The sequence below is a fragment of the Sulfitobacter dubius genome, assembly GCF_027214245.1.
Classification (GTDB): Bacteria; Pseudomonadota; Alphaproteobacteria; order Rhodobacterales; family Rhodobacteraceae; genus Sulfitobacter; species Sulfitobacter dubius_A.
On the sequence record NZ_JAPWHM010000005.1, the window covers coordinates 34,601 to 49,258 of the forward strand.

Annotated in this window: 16 protein-coding genes; 3 read left to right on the forward strand and 13 right to left on the reverse strand. The window is 62.0% G+C overall.

Features of this window, described 5'->3' with window-relative positions; all coding sequences use genetic code 11:
• Nucleotides 1–102: 102 nt before the first annotated feature.
• The 6 genes from O4H31_RS13045 to O4H31_RS13070 all read right to left on the reverse strand — a co-directional run bounded on the left by O4H31_RS13045 (nucleotide 103) and on the right by O4H31_RS13070 (nucleotide 3,706).
• Nucleotides 103–309, reverse strand: coding sequence for a hypothetical protein (locus O4H31_RS13045; RefSeq protein WP_067630227.1), 207 nt, complete (start codon nucleotides 307–309; stop codon nucleotides 103–105).
• A gap of 322 nt (nucleotides 310–631) precedes the next feature.
• Nucleotides 632–979: a hypothetical protein gene (locus tag O4H31_RS13050; protein WP_067630248.1), complete on the reverse strand. Its 348-nt coding sequence runs from the start codon at nucleotides 977–979 to the stop codon at nucleotides 632–634.
• Between the two features lie 81 nt (nucleotides 980–1,060).
• Complete coding sequence (locus tag O4H31_RS13055) at nucleotides 1,061–1,201, reverse strand: hypothetical protein (protein WP_162931863.1); 141 nt, start codon at nucleotides 1,199–1,201, stop codon at nucleotides 1,061–1,063.
• 214 nt (nucleotides 1,202–1,415) lie between these two features.
• Complete coding sequence (locus tag O4H31_RS13060) at nucleotides 1,416–1,781, reverse strand: DUF6497 family protein (RefSeq protein WP_269346437.1); 366 nt, start codon at nucleotides 1,779–1,781, stop codon at nucleotides 1,416–1,418.
• Between the two features lie 32 nt (nucleotides 1,782–1,813).
• Nucleotides 1,814–2,068 (reverse strand): DUF7218 family protein, encoded by a 255-nt coding sequence (locus O4H31_RS13065; RefSeq protein ID WP_269346439.1) that lies wholly within the window; start codon nucleotides 2,066–2,068, stop codon nucleotides 1,814–1,816.
• Nucleotides 2,069–2,173: 105 nt separating this feature from the next.
• Entirely contained in the window at nucleotides 2,174–3,706 is a 1,533-nt protein-coding gene (locus O4H31_RS13070) for an acyl-CoA carboxylase subunit beta (protein ID WP_067630221.1), read from the reverse strand.
• A gap of 169 nt (nucleotides 3,707–3,875) precedes the next feature.
• Here O4H31_RS13070 and O4H31_RS13075 point away from each other — a divergent pair, with 169 nt between their 5' ends.
• Both O4H31_RS13075 and O4H31_RS13080 read left to right on the forward strand, forming a co-directional pair.
• The gene (locus tag O4H31_RS13075) at nucleotides 3,876–5,090 is read left to right on the forward strand and encodes a multidrug effflux MFS transporter (RefSeq protein WP_067935149.1); all 1,215 of its coding nucleotides are present in this window, start codon (nucleotides 3,876–3,878) and stop codon (nucleotides 5,088–5,090) included.
• An 85-nt stretch (nucleotides 5,091–5,175) separates the two neighbouring features.
• Nucleotides 5,176–6,576: a helix-turn-helix domain-containing protein gene (locus tag O4H31_RS13080; protein WP_269346445.1), complete on the forward strand. Its 1,401-nt coding sequence runs from the start codon at nucleotides 5,176–5,178 to the stop codon at nucleotides 6,574–6,576.
• On the opposite strand, the gene O4H31_RS13085 is transcribed toward O4H31_RS13080, so the two are convergent.
• The 6 genes from O4H31_RS13085 to O4H31_RS13110 form a co-directional block, all read right to left on the reverse strand.
• Nucleotides 6,577–7,251, reverse strand: a complete 675-nt coding sequence (locus O4H31_RS13085) for a thermonuclease family protein (RefSeq protein ID WP_269346447.1) — start codon at nucleotides 7,249–7,251, stop codon at nucleotides 6,577–6,579.
• A 61-nt stretch (nucleotides 7,252–7,312) separates the two neighbouring features.
• A complete protein-coding gene (betA, locus tag O4H31_RS13090) occupies nucleotides 7,313–8,971 on the reverse strand; it encodes a choline dehydrogenase (RefSeq protein WP_269346449.1) in 1,659 nt (552 codons plus the stop codon).
• An 86-nt stretch (nucleotides 8,972–9,057) separates the two neighbouring features.
• On the reverse strand, nucleotides 9,058–10,515 hold the full coding sequence (gene betB / locus O4H31_RS13095) for a betaine-aldehyde dehydrogenase (RefSeq protein WP_269346452.1): 1,458 nt from the start codon (nucleotides 10,513–10,515) through the stop codon (nucleotides 9,058–9,060).
• Between the two features lie 76 nt (nucleotides 10,516–10,591).
• Entirely contained in the window at nucleotides 10,592–11,167 is a 576-nt protein-coding gene (gene betI, locus O4H31_RS13100) for a choline-responsive transcriptional repressor BetI (protein WP_093926810.1), read from the reverse strand.
• A 93-nt stretch (nucleotides 11,168–11,260) separates the two neighbouring features.
• The gene (locus O4H31_RS13105) at nucleotides 11,261–12,190 is read right to left on the reverse strand and encodes a DMT family transporter (RefSeq protein WP_269346455.1); all 930 of its coding nucleotides are present in this window, start codon (nucleotides 12,188–12,190) and stop codon (nucleotides 11,261–11,263) included.
• Between the two features lie 55 nt (nucleotides 12,191–12,245).
• A complete protein-coding gene (locus O4H31_RS13110; protein ID WP_269346456.1) occupies nucleotides 12,246–12,845 on the reverse strand; it encodes a LysE/ArgO family amino acid transporter in 600 nt (199 codons plus the stop codon).
• An 88-nt stretch (nucleotides 12,846–12,933) separates the two neighbouring features.
• On the opposite strand from O4H31_RS13110, the gene O4H31_RS13115 reads away from it, so the two are divergent.
• Complete coding sequence (locus O4H31_RS13115) at nucleotides 12,934–13,815, forward strand: LysR family transcriptional regulator ArgP (RefSeq protein WP_269346457.1); 882 nt, start codon at nucleotides 12,934–12,936, stop codon at nucleotides 13,813–13,815.
• On the opposite strand, the gene O4H31_RS13120 is transcribed toward O4H31_RS13115, so the two are convergent.
• On the reverse strand, nucleotides 13,812–14,552 hold the full coding sequence (locus tag O4H31_RS13120) for a YebC/PmpR family DNA-binding transcriptional regulator (protein ID WP_093926813.1): 741 nt from the start codon (nucleotides 14,550–14,552) through the stop codon (nucleotides 13,812–13,814). The two genes, O4H31_RS13115 and O4H31_RS13120, sit on opposite strands and share 4 nt — an antisense overlap.
• Between the last annotated feature and the right edge of the window lie 106 nt (nucleotides 14,553–14,658).

Genomic DNA, 14,658 nt, shown 5'->3' on the forward strand with positions numbered 1-14,658 from the left:
GCCGCGTCAGCCATAGCTGCGCGGGTACCTGTAGAAATAAAGATGGAGGGGGAGACCGCCCTGCCCGCGCCAATGGCAGGCAAAGCGGTTAATGGGGCGAGATCAGTTACATTTGCCGGGGTTAAGCTGGCAATAACCGACGTTGGCTGCGGCGCCGATGGCTGCGCCCTGCGCCAGCGACCCACCTGTGACAGCTGCCGCACCTGCGCCGACGGCTGCGCCGCCCAAACCCTGTTCGCCAATGGTGTTGCCACATGCGGCAAGACCGGCTGTCGCGCCAAGCGCGAGAATGATGTTACGAATTGACATATGCCTGTTCCTTCACTGCTATCTACTATCCGACCAACGCCCTGCCGTTTGACAAGTTCCCGGTCAGTTTTCCGGCCCGTTGCCCTGTGGCGCGAAAACCACCCCGCCGAAAAGTCGGGCAGCGCGGCGCGGTTGCGCAGCAGCTGCCCGCTAGGGGAAGGGGTATGGTCTTCATTTCCGACGGCACGAAGAGCAAAAGACGCGCCGCCAGCCACGCAAAACCTGCCCCAAGCCTGAGCCTGCGCCAAGCACGCCCTTTGGGGCGGCCGGGCTTCGGCAAGGCTGTGCTGATCTGCGTAGAGGCGGGGCGACATCATGCCGATCAACCCTCGAAAGCTTCGGGGAAGGCGGCACGGGCTGCGGCCACATCAAGCACGAGCAAAGCTTCGTAATCGGCGGGATCAAAGGGATCGGTGGCTGGCAGCACCTCGCGGCCAAAGAGCCATGACAGACGGCCCGCATCCAGATTGCCACGCTCGAAAGGATGCTCGCCAAAGGCTTCCCACAGGGCTTTGACAAAAGCGGTGTCAGCGCGACGGTCCGGAGCGCGGCGGTCAGGGCGACGCTCACGCCGGGTGATGGGCGTGACCCCCTTGGGGTTCGGACGGCGAATTGTGAATTGGAAATCGGTGCCGGGCAGTCGCCCGGGGAACCCGCGGTGCTTTAACATATAGGCGGGCATCAGACACCCCTCCCGGTTGCAGGGGTGGCTGGGATCAGGGCAGGCGCAAACGCCTGCCCTGCAACGGCATTATTTGTACTTGCCGGTGTAGACGGGCTCAACCGAGATGGGCTCGGGCTCAACCACGACGAACTCTTCTTCTTGCTGTGCGCAGGCCGAAACAGCTGCGACGAAACCGATAGCTGCCAGCAACTTGATGCTCTTGGACATATATATCTCCTATTAGTGTTAAATGAACCTGACGCGGCAACATGCCGGCCAAGCCCGGGTTCTGAGGTAAGGGATACGTGGGTATTCCTTGACCGCATCATATGCGATTCACATAGCAATGGATACGGTTGCAAGCGCAATCGGTCGCGTTGTGACTCCAAAGCATCATTCCAATCGGAGGATCGGCGGATTCTTGCAAGTTCTTGCCTGCGCATCACAAACCCTCCCAGATGCAAGCGTCATCTTGGGCGCGGAAAGCTTCGAAATATTGGGTCGCCTCGGGGTCGACCGCGCCGAATTCCACCGGGCGGTCAGCAAGGGAGACGACGATCACCTGCCCCGCAAGCGCATGTTCGGTCATGTAAGGGAGGGCGACCACCGCGCAGAGATGCTCCATGTCCGGAGCGGCGAGGTCATAGGCGATGGCCTGCGGCCCTTTGGCGATCTGCGGCGCGATGAACCGAAAGCGCAGCCAGGTCTCACCGCCCAGTTCCTCAACAAGAACCTCTTGCAAGTCAATCACTTGCCCCGAGGGAACGTCAATCGCCCGAGCTGGAGACGCGAGCCCCCCCGCCAGCAAAGCTGGCAGGCAAGCCCGGCGCAGCAGAGCACCTAGTGATCGCGCAAAGCGTCGATCAGTGCATCCTTGTCCATATCCGAACGCCCCTCGATCCCGAGTTCCTGCGCCCGGTCGTAGAGGTCGTCTTTGATCCAATCCTCGTAGGGTGGCTGCTTGCCCCCCTTCTTGCCGGGATGCTGGCTGTCGTTGGCCTGCGCATTGGCGATGCGGGCGGCTTTCTCCTTGCTCGCCCCATCCTCGCGCAGAGATTTGTAGGTCTCTTCGTCCTTGATCGATGAATTCGGCATGATCCGGCCCTCCTTTGCAAGGAAAACCACCCAGTCCGCCGAGGGTTCCGCGCGCGGCCTCGGTGGGATCGGTATTTAAGAAAGGATGAAGCTGCATGATGGTGCTCAGAGCGGGATGTTGTCGTGTTTCTTCCACGGGGTCTGCACTTTTTTGTTGCGCAGTGACGCGAAAGCGCGGGCGACCCGTTTGCGGGTGCTGCGGGGCTGGATCACCTCGTCGATGAAACCGCGCTCGGCGGCGACGAAGGGATTGGCGAAACGGTCCTCGTAATCCTTCGTGTGTTTGGCGATCTTTTCGGGATCGTTCAGGTCCTTGCGGTGGATGATCTCTGTCGCGCCTTTGGCCCCCATTACGGCGACTTCGGCGGTGGGCCATGCGTAGTTGAAATCCGAGCGCAGGTGTTTGGAGGCCATTACGTCATAGGCGCCGCCATAGGCTTTGCGCGTGATGACGGTGACCATCGGCACGGTCGCCTCGCCATAGGCGAAGAGCAGTTTCGCGCCGTGTTTGATGACGCCGCCGAATTCCTGGCCGGTGCCGGGCAGGAAGCCAGGCACGTCTACGAGGGTCAGGATCGGGATTTCGAAAGCATCGCAGAACCGCACGAAACGGGCCGCTTTGCGCGAGCTATCGATGTCGAGGCAGCCCGCCAGCACCATCGGCTGGTTGGCGACCACGCCGACGGTACGGCCTTCAAGACGAATGAAACCGGTGATGATGTTCTTGGCGAATTCCTCTTGGATTTCGTAAAAGTCGCCCTCATCCGCCAGTTTGAGGATCAGTTCCTTCATATCATAGGGGGTATTGGCGTTGGAGGGCACCAGCGTGTCGAGCGAGGGTTCGATCCGGTTGGGATCGTCGAAGAAGGGGCGGACCGGGGGTTTTTCGCGGTTGTTGGCGGGCAGCAGATCGACGAGGCGGCGCACTTCGGCCAGCGCTTCGACGTCGTTTTCGAACGCTGCATCGGCGACAGAGGATTTGCGCGTGTGGGTCGAGGCGCCGCCCAATTCCTCGGCGGTGACGACTTCGTTGGTGACGGTTTTCACCACGTCGGGGCCAGTGACGAACATGTAAGAACTGTCTTTGACCATGAAGATGAAGTCGGTCATCGCGGGCGAGTAGACCGCGCCACCCGCGCAGGGGCCCATGATGACACTGATCTGCGGGATCACCCCGGAGGCTTCGATGTTGCGCTGGAAAACCTCCGCATAGCCCGCGAGGCTTGCCACGCCTTCTTGGATACGTGCGCCGCCGGAATCGTTAATGCCGATCACGGGCGCGCCGTTCTGCACCGCCATGTCCATGATCTTGCATATTTTCTGAGCGTGGGTTTCCGAAAGGGAGCCGCCGAAGACGGTGAAATCCTGACTGAAAACATAGACGAGGCGGCCGTTGATCGTGCCCCAACCGGTGACCACGCCATCACCTGCGGGCTTTTGATCCTGCATGCCGAAATCGGTGCAGCGGTGGGTGACGAACATGTCGAATTCCTCGAACGAGCCTTCGTCGAGCAGCAGATCGACACGCTCCCGTGCGGTGAGCTTGCCGCGACCGTGCTGCGCATCGATCCGCGCCTGACCGCCACCCAAACGCGCATCTTCGCGGCGCCGCTCCAGTTGTTCGAGAATGTCTTTCATGACGCACCCCTATTGTGATTTCGGCCAGTCTATCGGAGGAGGGCAACTGACCAAAGAGCAATTTTGCAAATTTGCAAATTCAATACAGCAGCGCTTAAGCAAAATGAAAAGTTGCAAAACAATCTAGTTAACATGGACATTTCCCATGCCCCCGACTACTTGCATTTGCATGAGCGATATCCCAAAAGTCCGGTATCTAGATCGGACGACCCCGCCCCATATTTCAACGCTGATCCTGCTGGCCGGGCTTTCGGCCATGGTGATGAACATCTTTCTGCCCAGCCTGCCGAAGATGGCAGAGCATTTCGGCACGGATTACGCGGTGATTCAGCTTTCGGTGCCGCTTTACCTGTTTTTCAGTGGCATACTGCAAATCTTCATTGGGCCGATATCCGACAACCTCGGGCGGCGGCGCGTGATGCTTTGGGGGCTGGGCCTGTTCCTTGCCGCCACGGTCGGCTGCTTGTTGGCCCCGAACATCGCCGTGTTTTTAGTCTTTCGCATGGCGCAGGCCGTGATCGCCACCGGGATGGTTCTGAGCCGTGCGGTGATCCGCGACCTTTATACCCAAGACGAATCGGCTTCCATGATCGGCTATGTCACCATGGGCATGGCGCTGGTGCCGATGATTAGCCCGGCTTTGGGCGGCTTGTTGGAGCAGGGGTTTGGCTGGCAAGCGTCATTTTGGGCGATGCTGATCCTCGGCGGGCTGGTGTTCTGGGTGGCTTGGGCGGATTTGGGCGAAACCGCCCGCGCCAGTGGCAAATCGCTGGGCCAGCAGTTCGGCGAATACCCTGAACTGCTCCGCTCGCCGCGGTTTTGGGGCTATGCGCTTGCGACGGGCTTCTGCTCGGGCGCTTTCTTTGCCTATCTTGGCGGCGCGCCCTTCGTGGGCACCGTGGTTTTCGGGATGGAGCCTGCGGTGCTGGGCCTTTATTTCGGCGCGCCCGCAATTGGTTATTTCATCGGCAACTTCATCACCGCGCGCACCGCGACCCGCTTTGGTGTCAATACGCTGGTGCTCTGGGGCTGCATCTCAAATGCCGTGGGCGGCACGGTGTCGCTGCTGATCTTTCTTGCGGGATACGGCTCCCCGCTCAGCTTTTTCGGGCTGATGACGCTGGTGGGGCTGGGCAATGGCCTGTGCATTCCCAACGCCACGGCCGGGATGCTGTCGGTGCGCCCGCATCTGGCGGGCACGGCCTCTGGGCTTGGCGGGGCGATTATGATCGTCGGTGGCGCGGCGCTGAGCGCGCTGGCCGGGGCCCTTCTCACGCCAGAGACCGGGGCCTATCCGCTATTATGGTTGATGCTGCTGACCGCCATCGCCTCGGTCGCCTCCATCTGGGTGGTGATCCGGCGCGAGAAAGCCCTGGGGCTTTAACCTAACACTACCCCCGCCTTGGACTTGCGAGCGGGGGTTTGCAAAGCTACGCTGCCGCGAAATGCAAATTTGCAAAGGTGCGCGGATGGCGATCCAGAAACTCTATGCCGGTGTGAAACTGCGAGAGACCCGCACCCGCGCGGGGCTGACGCAGAAAGACTTCGCCGCCCGGCTTGGCGTCTCCTTGCCCTATCTCAATCAAATGGAGAACAACAACCGGCCCGTTAGCACCAATGTGGTGCTGGCACTGGCGTCGGAATTCAGGCTCGACGTGACCGAACTTTCCAGCGGAGATGGAGAGCGATTGGTGAGCGATCTGCGCGAGGCGCTGGCCGATCCGATCTTCGCTGGAAAGACACCCCCGGTGGCCGATCTGCGCCTCACCGCCTCCAACGCGCCGGGGCTGGCCCATGCCTTTCTCGCGCTGCACCAAAGCTACCGGCAGGTGCATGAACGACTGGCCTCGCTGGACGAAGCCTTGGGGCGCGAGGACGCTCGGGCGATGCCCTCCCCTTGGGAGGAGGTGCGGGATTTCTTTCACTATTGTGACAATTACATTGATGCCGTCGACCGCGCGGCAGAGCATTTCGCCACCCGCGAGGGCACCGGAAACGATACGCGGGCGACCGCGGCAACCGCGCTTGAACGCGCTGGCGTGACCGTGGTCTTTGAGGATGACGACCGCCTGCGCGCCTATTATCCCGCCCGCAAAACGCTGCATCTGTCGGCCCGCGCGGCCCCTGAGACACAGACCTTTCAAATGTTGCTCCAGGTGGCGCTGACCCAGCAGGACGCGCTGTTGGAGGCAACACTTGATCTTGCCCGGTTCCACAGTGCCGCCGCACGGGATATCGCCAAGATCGGGTTGGCCAATTATTTTGCCGGGGCGGCGCTGCTGCCTTATGGGCGATTCCTGCAAAAGGCACAGGACTGCCGCCATGATCTGGAGGTGCTGGCCGGGCATTTTGGCGCCTCGATTGAGCAGGTTGCGCACCGGCTTTCGACGCTCCAGCGGCCCGGCGCAAAGGGGGTGCCCTTTTTCTTTGTGCGGGTCGATCAGGCGGGCACGATCACAAAGCGCCATTCTGCCACCCGCTTGCAATTCGCGCGTTTTGGCGGGGCCTGTCCGCTTTGGAATGTCCACCGCGCGTTTGAAACGCCGGGAAGGTTCTTGCGCCAATTGGCCGAAACGCCGGACGGGGTGCGTTATATCAGTCTGGCGCGGGACATCTCGAAGCCGGCGGGGCGGTTCGGCGCGCCGGTGCGGCGTTATGCGATCTCGCTGGGGTGCGAGGTGCGCCATGCGGCGGCACTCGTCTATGCCGATGGGATGGATGTCACCCGCAGCGATGCCTTTGAACCAATTGGCATTTCCTGCCGCATTTGCGAGCGACGGGATTGCCACCAACGCTCCGTCCCGCCGCTGGAACGGCAGTTGGTGGTCGACCCGCATCTGCGCGACACCCTGCCCTACCGGGTGGAGTGATCAGCGCCGCGCCCGCCGCCAGCCAGCACCGCGGGCTTCTGCTTCGGAACAGAACCAACGCTCTCCCTTGTGGGTGCTGATGCGGGTGCGGCCGTAAAATTCCTGCCCCGGCATATGGTAAATCTTGATCCCCTTGGCGCTGATATTGCCTTTGATCTGGCAGCTCCCCTCAGGCCGGGCCGGTTCTGAACCGCTGCGGCGGGTCACGCGGTAGCGGGCCGGAGAGACGGTCTTGAACCCATGAATGCCACGCCCTGCGACAAAGGCTGCTTTTTCCTCCAGATCATAGTCCATCGAATATTTCCGATAGGCAAAGGCCAGCCCCTCTTGCACAAGCGCCTGCCCCACGTCGACACCGCCGACATGGCAGCGGGCGACGATGCGATCATATCGGTCGCGGTCCAGCGCTTCACAGTGCGCTTCGGCCCCTTGGTATCTGTCGCGCACCTCTCTCGTCGCCCAATCGCCGCAGGCCCAAGCCTGCCCGCCATCGGTTTCGCAGGTCTGGCTCGCCTCAAGCGCGTCGATACCGTGTAAGCGAATGCGCGTGCCGCCAAGATCGAAGGTATCCCCATCAATCACGCGCACCACACCCGACACGGTCTGCGCCCCAGCCGATACTGCTGGGAAACTCAGCGTGAGACTGAGGGCGAAAAGTGAACAAATCTTTAACATGGGGCAGGTATGACGCCCTGCCCCGCCAGCTTCAAGGGACCGAATTAAGAGAGGTTAACGATCAACGCTGCGCCACCTGCCAGTTCGGATGCATCCAAGGTTCTTCATTGGCGCGGGGCAGCGGATCACGGCCAAGCAACAGGTCCGAAACCTTCTCTCCCACCATGATCGAGGGCGCGTTGAGGTTGCCATTGGTGATGCGTGGAAAGATCGAACTGTCGGCCACCCGCAGCCCTTCAACCCCAATCACCCGCGCCTGCGGATCGACCACGGCGTTCGGATCGTTGGCCGCGCCCATGCGGCAGGTGCCGCAGGGGTGATAGGCGCTCTCGGCATGTTCAGCGATGAAACTGTCAAGCTCTGCGTCCGATTGCAGCGCGGCACCGGGTTGGATCTCATGTTTGACGAAAGGCTTGAAAGCCTCCTGCGCGAAAATCTCACGCGTGAGGCGGATACAGGTGCGGAACTCCTCCCAATCGTCGGGATGCGACATGTAGTTAAAGTGGATTTTCGGCGCATCTGCCGGGTCGGCTGACCGCAGGGTGATGTCGCCCCGCGACTTAGAGCGCATTGGCCCTGTATGGGCTTGAAACCCGTGCCCCTCCGCTGCCGCCTGCCCGTCGTAACGCACGGCAATGGGCAGGAAATGGTATTGAATATCAGGGTATTCCACGCCGGGCTTCGAGCGGATGAAGGCGGCGGATTCAAATTGGTTCGACGCCCCCATACCGGTCTTTGTAAACAGCCACTGCGCGCCGATGACAGCCTTCGACAGCAAGTTCCAATGTTTATAGAGCGTGATCGGCTGGCTGGAGGCCATCTGAATATAGAGCTCCAGATGGTCTTGTAGGTTCTGCCCCACGCCGGGACGGTCTGCGACGACATTGATACCGTGCTGCGCCAGATGACCCGCCGGACCGATCCCTGACAGCATCAGCAGTTTCGGCGAGTTGATCGATGACGCGGCCAGCACCACTTCGCGCTGCGCACGGATAACCTCTGTGCGGTTGCCGCGCTTGACCTCGACCCCCACGGCACGCCCCTCTTCGATCACCACGCGCTGCGCCAGCGCGCGGATCAAGGTGACGTTGCCCGTCTTTTGCGCAGGCCGCAGATAAGCGTTCGCCGCCGACCAGCGCCGCCCGTTCCAGACCGTCTGCTCCATCGGGCCGAAGCCCTCTTGCTTCTCGCCGTTGTAATCCTCGGTCATTTGGTACCCGGCCTGCGACCCAGCCTGCACAAAGGCGTCAAACAAAGGGTTCGCGCGCGGCCCACGGCTGACATGCAAAGGCCCGTCCTTGCCGCGCCATGCCGCATCCCCGCCATGGCCGTTCTCGTGCCAAGTCTCCATGCGTTTGTAATAGGGCAACACGTCGGCATAGCCCCAGCCCTGCGCGCCGCTTTCTTCCCAATGGTCGAAATCCTTGGCATGGCCGCGCACATAGACCATGCCATTGATCGACGACGAGCCGCCGATCACCTTGCCACGCGGGCAGACCAGCTCGCGGTTGTTCAAATGCGGCTCAGGCTCGGACTTATAGCCCCAGTCATAGCGCGGCATGTTCATCGGATAGCTGAGCGCCGCGGGCATCTGGATAAACGGCCCCGCGTCGCTGCCGCCATGTTCGATGACGATCACGCGGCGCCCCGCCTCGGCCAGACGGTAGGCCATGGCGCAGCCCGCAGACCCCGCCCCGACGATTACAAATTCAGCTTCCATTCCACTTACCTTCCGCAAATCCGCACGGGTGCGGGGCAGCGCCCGACGGTGTCGGCTTTATGCGCTGCGGCCTAATTTTCCGTTGCTTAGAACGGCGCTTCGACATCGCCCATGCGGACGTAGACCGACTTCAACTGGCTATAATGGTTGATCGCCGCCTTAGAGTTTTCGCGGCCCACGCCGGAGTTTTTCATGCCCCCAAAGGGCGCTTCGACCGGCGCGTCATTATAGGTGTTAATGTAGCAGGTGCCCGCCTCGAACCCGGCGGCCACGCGGTGTGCGCGGGTCAGATTTTGGGTAAAGACACCAGCGGCGAGACCGAATTCCGTGGCATTGGCACGGGCCATGACCTCGGCCTCGCCCTCAAAATCGAGCACGGCCATGACCGGGCCAAAAATCTCTTCGCGGGCGATGACCATGTCATCTTTGACATCCGCGAAAACGGTGGGCTGCATGTAGAAACCGTCGCGTTCAATCCGTTTGCCGCCATAGACCAGCCGCGCACCCTCGGCCTCGCCCTTCGCCACATAGTCCAGCGCAATCTGCATCTGGCGGTCGCTGACCATCGGGCCAAAGCTGGTGTCGGGGTCCATCGGGTCACCGATCACGGCGTTATCCAACCGCTCGGCCAGACGCGCAAGAAACGCCTCCTTGATGTTGCGGTGCACAAAGACCCGCGTGCCGTTCGAACAAATCTGGCCGGAGCTATAGAAGTTGCCCAAGATAGCGCCGCTCACGGCGTTGTCGATATCCGCATCTTCAAAAACGATCATAGGGGATTTGCCGCCCAATTCCATCGTGACGTGTTTGATGCCCTCGGCAGCCGCGGCATAGACCTTGCGGCCCGTCGGGACGGAGCCAGTCAGCGACACCTTGTCGACGCGGGCATCGGTGACCAGCGACTGGCCCACCTCGCCCATGCCCTGCACCACGTTGAACAGGCCCGCTGGCAGCCCAGCCTCAATGAGTATCTCAGCCACTTTCAGCGCACAGAGCGGCGTAGTCTCGGACGGTTTGAAGATCATCGCATTGCCGCAGGCCAGCGCTGGCGCAGCTTTCCAGCAGGCGATCTGCGTCGGATAGTTCCACGCGCCGATGCCCACGCAAAGGCCAAGCGCCTCGCGGCGGGTATAGACCCAGTCTTCGCCCAATTGGATATGCTCGCCCGTCAGGCTGCCCGCCAGCCCGCCGAAGTACTCCAGCGCGTCGGCCCCGCTGGTGGCATCGGCGACAGAGGTCTCCTGATAGGGTTTGCCGGTGTCATAGGTCTCCAGCACCGACAGGTCATGGTTGCGCTCGCGGATCATGTCGGCGGCGCGGCGCAGGATGCGCCCCCGCTCGGTGCCTGTCATCGCGGCCCATGCGGCCTGCGCCTTGCGGGCCGATGTGATGGCTTGTTCAACGATTGCAGGCGTAGCGGCATAGAGCGTGGCGATCGTCTCGCCCGTGGCGGGATAGATCACCGGGATCGGCGTGCCGTTCGTGTCTTCGACATAGGCGCCGTCGATGAAATGGCTGGCTGTGGGCTGGGGATCATAGGACATCAAAGATACTTTCTTGCCTGAGGGGCGGAGTGTTCGAGGAGGCGGAGCGCGGCAATGCCGCCCTTCTCCGCCGTGTTCAGCGGCCCGCTTTCAGCAGCAGGTCGAGGGTATAGAGCGCGCGGGTCATTGCTTCGGCAGCGCTGACATTGTCCGACAGTGCGGCGCGCAGATAGAGCCCATCAATCAGCGCCGCCAATGTGTCGGCGTCGCCTTCGGGTTGGGGGCTGATCGGGCGCAGCGCATGGGTGAGGTTCGAGCGCAGGCGGCTTTGATAAGCCGTCAGCAGCCGCCGCGTTTCGGGATTGGTGCGGGCATGGGCGTAAAGCGTCATCCACGCGCTGATCGTGCCGGGGTGAAAGCCGGTGTCGTCGAAACTGGCGACGATGATCGCCGCTGCCCGGTCATGCGGCGTGCGGGCCGTGGCCAGCCTTTCGCGCACCCCGGCGGCATATTCCGACAGGATATGACGCATCGCGGCGAGGAAGATCTGATTCTTGCCGCCGAAATAGTGATGCGCCAAAGCACTCGACATGCCCGCCCGCTTGGCGATCTGGCTCACCGTCACATCCAGCGACTGAGCTTCGCCAATCTCGGCGATGGTGGCTTTGACCAGCGCAGAGCGGCGAATGGGTTCCATTCCGACTTTGGGCATTGGATTCGGGTCCTTGGGGCAGTGTTGACCGCCTCAGGATAGGGGAATCTTTATTGACTCGTCAATCAAGTACCACCCCGACGGGGCGGCAGGTCAGAATTTCGTGGCGTGGGAGGGCGGCGTGACCTGCCGTTTCAGCATTGCTTCGCGCCATGTGATAAAGGTGACCGAGCCCAAAATCACCGCGCCGCCCAGCACCACCCAGATGTCCACCGGCTCGGCAAAGACCACCACGCCAAGGATCGTGGCCCAGACCAGTTGCAGGAATGTCACCGGCTGCGTCACCGTCACCGGGGCGGCGGCGAATGCCAGCGTCATGGTGAAATGCCCCGCCGTGGCGAAAAAGGCGACGCCCGCGAGGATCAGCAGCTCCTGCGCGGTGGGGGTGATCCAGACGGTAAAGGCAAACGGCGCCAGCCCGATGGTAACGAAGATCGACAGCATAGTGACGATCATCACCGGGCGGGCCTCATCCGCCAGCACTTTGGCCAAGAGGTAGGAGCCCGCAAACACCACCGCCGCTAGCAGCATCGCCAGATGCCCAGTCGAGACTTCGCGAAAGCCGGGCCGCAGGATGATCGCCGCCCCCGCCAGCCCCAGACAGACCGCCACGATGCGCCGCGCCGCGAGCTTCTCGCCCAGAAAAATAGCAGCGCCGACAGTGACGTAGATCGGCGCAAGGTAGTTCATCGCCGTCACCTCAGCAATCGGCAGGCGGGTCATGGCGTAGAACCACAAGATCACCCCGCCCGCGTGGAAAAAACCACGCGTCCCGAACAGCCCCCACTGCCGTTTGCTGACCGGTGTCGCCAACAACGACCGCAGCATCGGCAAGATGAACACCAGCCCCATGGCGTAGCGCAGGAATGCGGCTTCTGCCGAGGGCAGGCGCGGCCCCATGTATTTGACCAGCGCAGTCACGCCGATGAAACACGCCCCCGTCACCAGCATCCAAAAGACCCCGACTAGCGGGCGATTGGCGGGAACGGGGATGTCGGGGGCGGTCGCGGGGTTTTGTGTCATGCCGCGACCCTTTCCCAAAGTGCTGCCAAGGGCAAGATGGGCGCGGCACTTTTATTCACATCGCAAGCAATTTGATCGCAATCCCCCACATGGTCACGGCGATGACGGCGTCCAAAACCTGCCAACTGCGGGGCTTGGCGAAAAGCGGCGCAAGAAGCCGCGCGCCATAGCCGAGGGCAAAGAAGAACACGAAACTCGCCAGCGCTGCGCCGATGCCAAAGCTCAGGCGGTCGGGATATTGCGCCGAGATTGAACCAAGCAGCACCAATGTGTCGAGATAGACATGCGGGTTCAGCCAGGTCAGTGCCAGTAAGGTCAGGATCGCCTTGCTTAAGCTGCGGGTGGCCTGCCCTTCGGCCTCCAACCCCTCACCGCCCCGCCATGCCGACACGGCATTGCGCCAACCGTACCACAGTAGGAAGGCCGCGCCGCCGTAGCGCATCAGGGGCCCGAACCACGGTGCCGCTTCGGCCAGCGCGCCGAAACCCGCCACGCCCGCCGTGATCAGAATCGCATCCGAAGTGGCGCAGACCAATACCACCGCCAGCACATGCTCACGCCGCAGCCCTTGGCGCAGGACAAAGGCGTTCTGCGCGCCGATGGCCATGATGAGGGTAAGGCTCAGCGCAAAGCCGGGGAGGAAGGAGGTCAGCATTGGGGCGTCCTGTCTTGGGTTGCACTTGCCTACCGCGGCGGTACAGATTACTCAAATTCAATAGTCTTCGCTTGGATTAGAAAAACTTATGCAGTTAGACAGCGCCCAACTGACCGCTTTGGCAAGCATCCTGCGACTTGGCAGCTTTGATGCGGCGGCGGCGGCGCTTGGGGTCACCCCCTCCGCCATCTCGCAACGGGTGAAGGCGCTTGAGGATCGGGTCGGCACCACGCTGGTCTTGCGCGGTCAGCCCTGCACCGGCACGCCGATGGGCCAGCGCCTTGCCAAACACGCCGAAGACGTGGCCCTGCTTGAAGCGCGGGCATTGGGCGTCAGCGGCAACACGTCCCCGCCCCGGCTGCGGCTGGCGGTGCCTGCGGATGTTCTGGCGACATGGCTTATCCCGGCCTTGGCGCAGATACCGGATATGCTGTTTGATCTGGTGATTGACGATCAAGACACCTCCGCCGATTGGCTGCGGCGTGGAGAGGTCAGCGCGGCCGTGACCGGACAAGCCCGCGCCGCACCGGGCTGCGATGTGCTGGCTTTGGGTGCGCTGCGCTATCACGCGACGGCAAGCCCCGCCTATGTGGAAAGGTGGTTCGCAGATGGCATGACCGCCGAGGCACTGGCGCGTGCGCCGATGCTGACCTTTAACCGCAAGGATCAATTGCAGGGGCGTTGGCTGATGCATAAGACCGGGCAGCGACTGACCCCGCCCAGCCACCACCTGCCCTCAAGTCACGGCTTCGTGGCGGCGGCGCGCGAAGGGCTCGGCTGGGGCATGAACCCTTCCCCTTTGGTGGCTGAGGATATGGAGAAAGGCCGCCTCGTCTCACTCGACGAGGCTCTGCCGCTGGATGTGCCACTTTACTGGCAGGTCGCGCGGATCATGGCCCCCGCGCTGGCCCCGCTCACTGCCGCCATAAGGGCCGCGGCGCGCGAGGCGCTGGTGCAAGGCCCGCGTTAAAGCTGCGCCATAACCTCGTCGGAGGCCTCGAAATTGGTTGTGACGCGCTGCACATCGTCGTCTTCCTCAAGCGCATCGACAAGCTTCATCAGCTTTTCCATGTTCTCAAGATCCATCTCTGTTGTCGTGACCGGACGCCAGATCAGCTTGGTCGATTCCGATTCGCCCAGTTCCGCCTCAAGCGCGGTCGAGACTTCGTTGAGATCGGTGTCGGCGCAATAGATGACGTGGCCGTCTTCGGAGCTTTCGACATCCTCGGCCCCGGCCTCAATCGCCGCCATCATCACGGTGTCGGCGTCGCCCACGGAAGCGGGGTAGATCACCTCGCCCTTGCGCTCGAACATAAAGCCGACCGAGCCTGTCTCGCCCAGATTGCCGCCGTTCTTGGTAAAGGTCGAACGCACGGTCGAAGCGGTGCGGTTCCGGTTGTCGGTCATCGCCTCGACGATCACCGCCACGCCATTGGGGCCATAGCCCTCATAGCGGATTTCCTCGTAATCCTCGCCCTCGCCGCCGATCGCTTTCTTGATGGCGCGTTCGATGTTGTCTTTGGGCATGGACTGGCCTTTGGCCTCTTTCACGGCCATGCGCAGACGCGGGTTCTTTTCCGGGTCGGGGTCGCCCATCTTGGCCGCGATGGTGATTTCCTTGGAAAGTTTGGAAAACACCTTGGCGCGCAGCTTGTCCTGACGGCCCTTGCGATGCTGGATGTTTGCCCATTTGGAGTGACCGGCCATGAATACCTCGTTCTGGCAATGCGTTTGCGCCACTCTATATGCCAGCATCACCGCTGGAACAAGCCACCCGGCCTGTGCTTAGCTTTCCTCCTTTGGGGCAACCACG

Coding starts and splice junctions, on each gene's coding strand:
- O4H31_RS13045 (WP_067630227.1), bottom strand. CDS start 309: ATGTCAATTCGTAACATCATTCTCGCGCTTGGCGCGACAGCCGGTCTT.
- O4H31_RS13050 (WP_067630248.1), bottom strand. CDS start 979: ATGTTAAAGCACCGCGGGTTCCCCGGGCGACTGCCCGGCACCGATTTC.
- O4H31_RS13055 (WP_162931863.1), bottom strand. CDS start 1,201: ATGTCCAAGAGCATCAAGTTGCTGGCAGCTATCGGTTTCGTCGCAGCT.
- O4H31_RS13065 (WP_269346439.1), bottom strand. CDS start 2,068: ATGCCGAATTCATCGATCAAGGACGAAGAGACCTACAAATCTCTGCGC.
- O4H31_RS13070 (WP_067630221.1), bottom strand. CDS start 3,706: ATGAAAGACATTCTCGAACAACTGGAGCGGCGCCGCGAAGATGCGCGT.
- O4H31_RS13075 (WP_067935149.1), top strand. CDS start 3,876: ATGAGCGATATCCCAAAAGTCCGGTATCTAGATCGGACGACCCCGCCC.
- O4H31_RS13080 (WP_269346445.1), top strand. CDS start 5,176: ATGGCGATCCAGAAACTCTATGCCGGTGTGAAACTGCGAGAGACCCGC.
- O4H31_RS13085 (WP_269346447.1), bottom strand. CDS start 7,251: ATGTTAAAGATTTGTTCACTTTTCGCCCTCAGTCTCACGCTGAGTTTC.
- betA (WP_269346449.1), bottom strand. CDS start 8,971: ATGGAAGCTGAATTTGTAATCGTCGGGGCGGGGTCTGCGGGCTGCGCC.
- betB (WP_269346452.1), bottom strand. CDS start 10,515: ATGTCCTATGATCCCCAGCCCACAGCCAGCCATTTCATCGACGGCGCC.
- betI (WP_093926810.1), bottom strand. CDS start 11,167: ATGCCCAAAGTCGGAATGGAACCCATTCGCCGCTCTGCGCTGGTCAAA.
- O4H31_RS13105 (WP_269346455.1), bottom strand. CDS start 12,190: ATGACACAAAACCCCGCGACCGCCCCCGACATCCCCGTTCCCGCCAAT.
- O4H31_RS13110 (WP_269346456.1), bottom strand. CDS start 12,845: ATGCTGACCTCCTTCCTCCCCGGCTTTGCGCTGAGCCTTACCCTCATC.
- O4H31_RS13115 (WP_269346457.1), top strand. CDS start 12,934: ATGCAGTTAGACAGCGCCCAACTGACCGCTTTGGCAAGCATCCTGCGA.
- O4H31_RS13120 (WP_093926813.1), bottom strand. CDS start 14,552: ATGGCCGGTCACTCCAAATGGGCAAACATCCAGCATCGCAAGGGCCGT.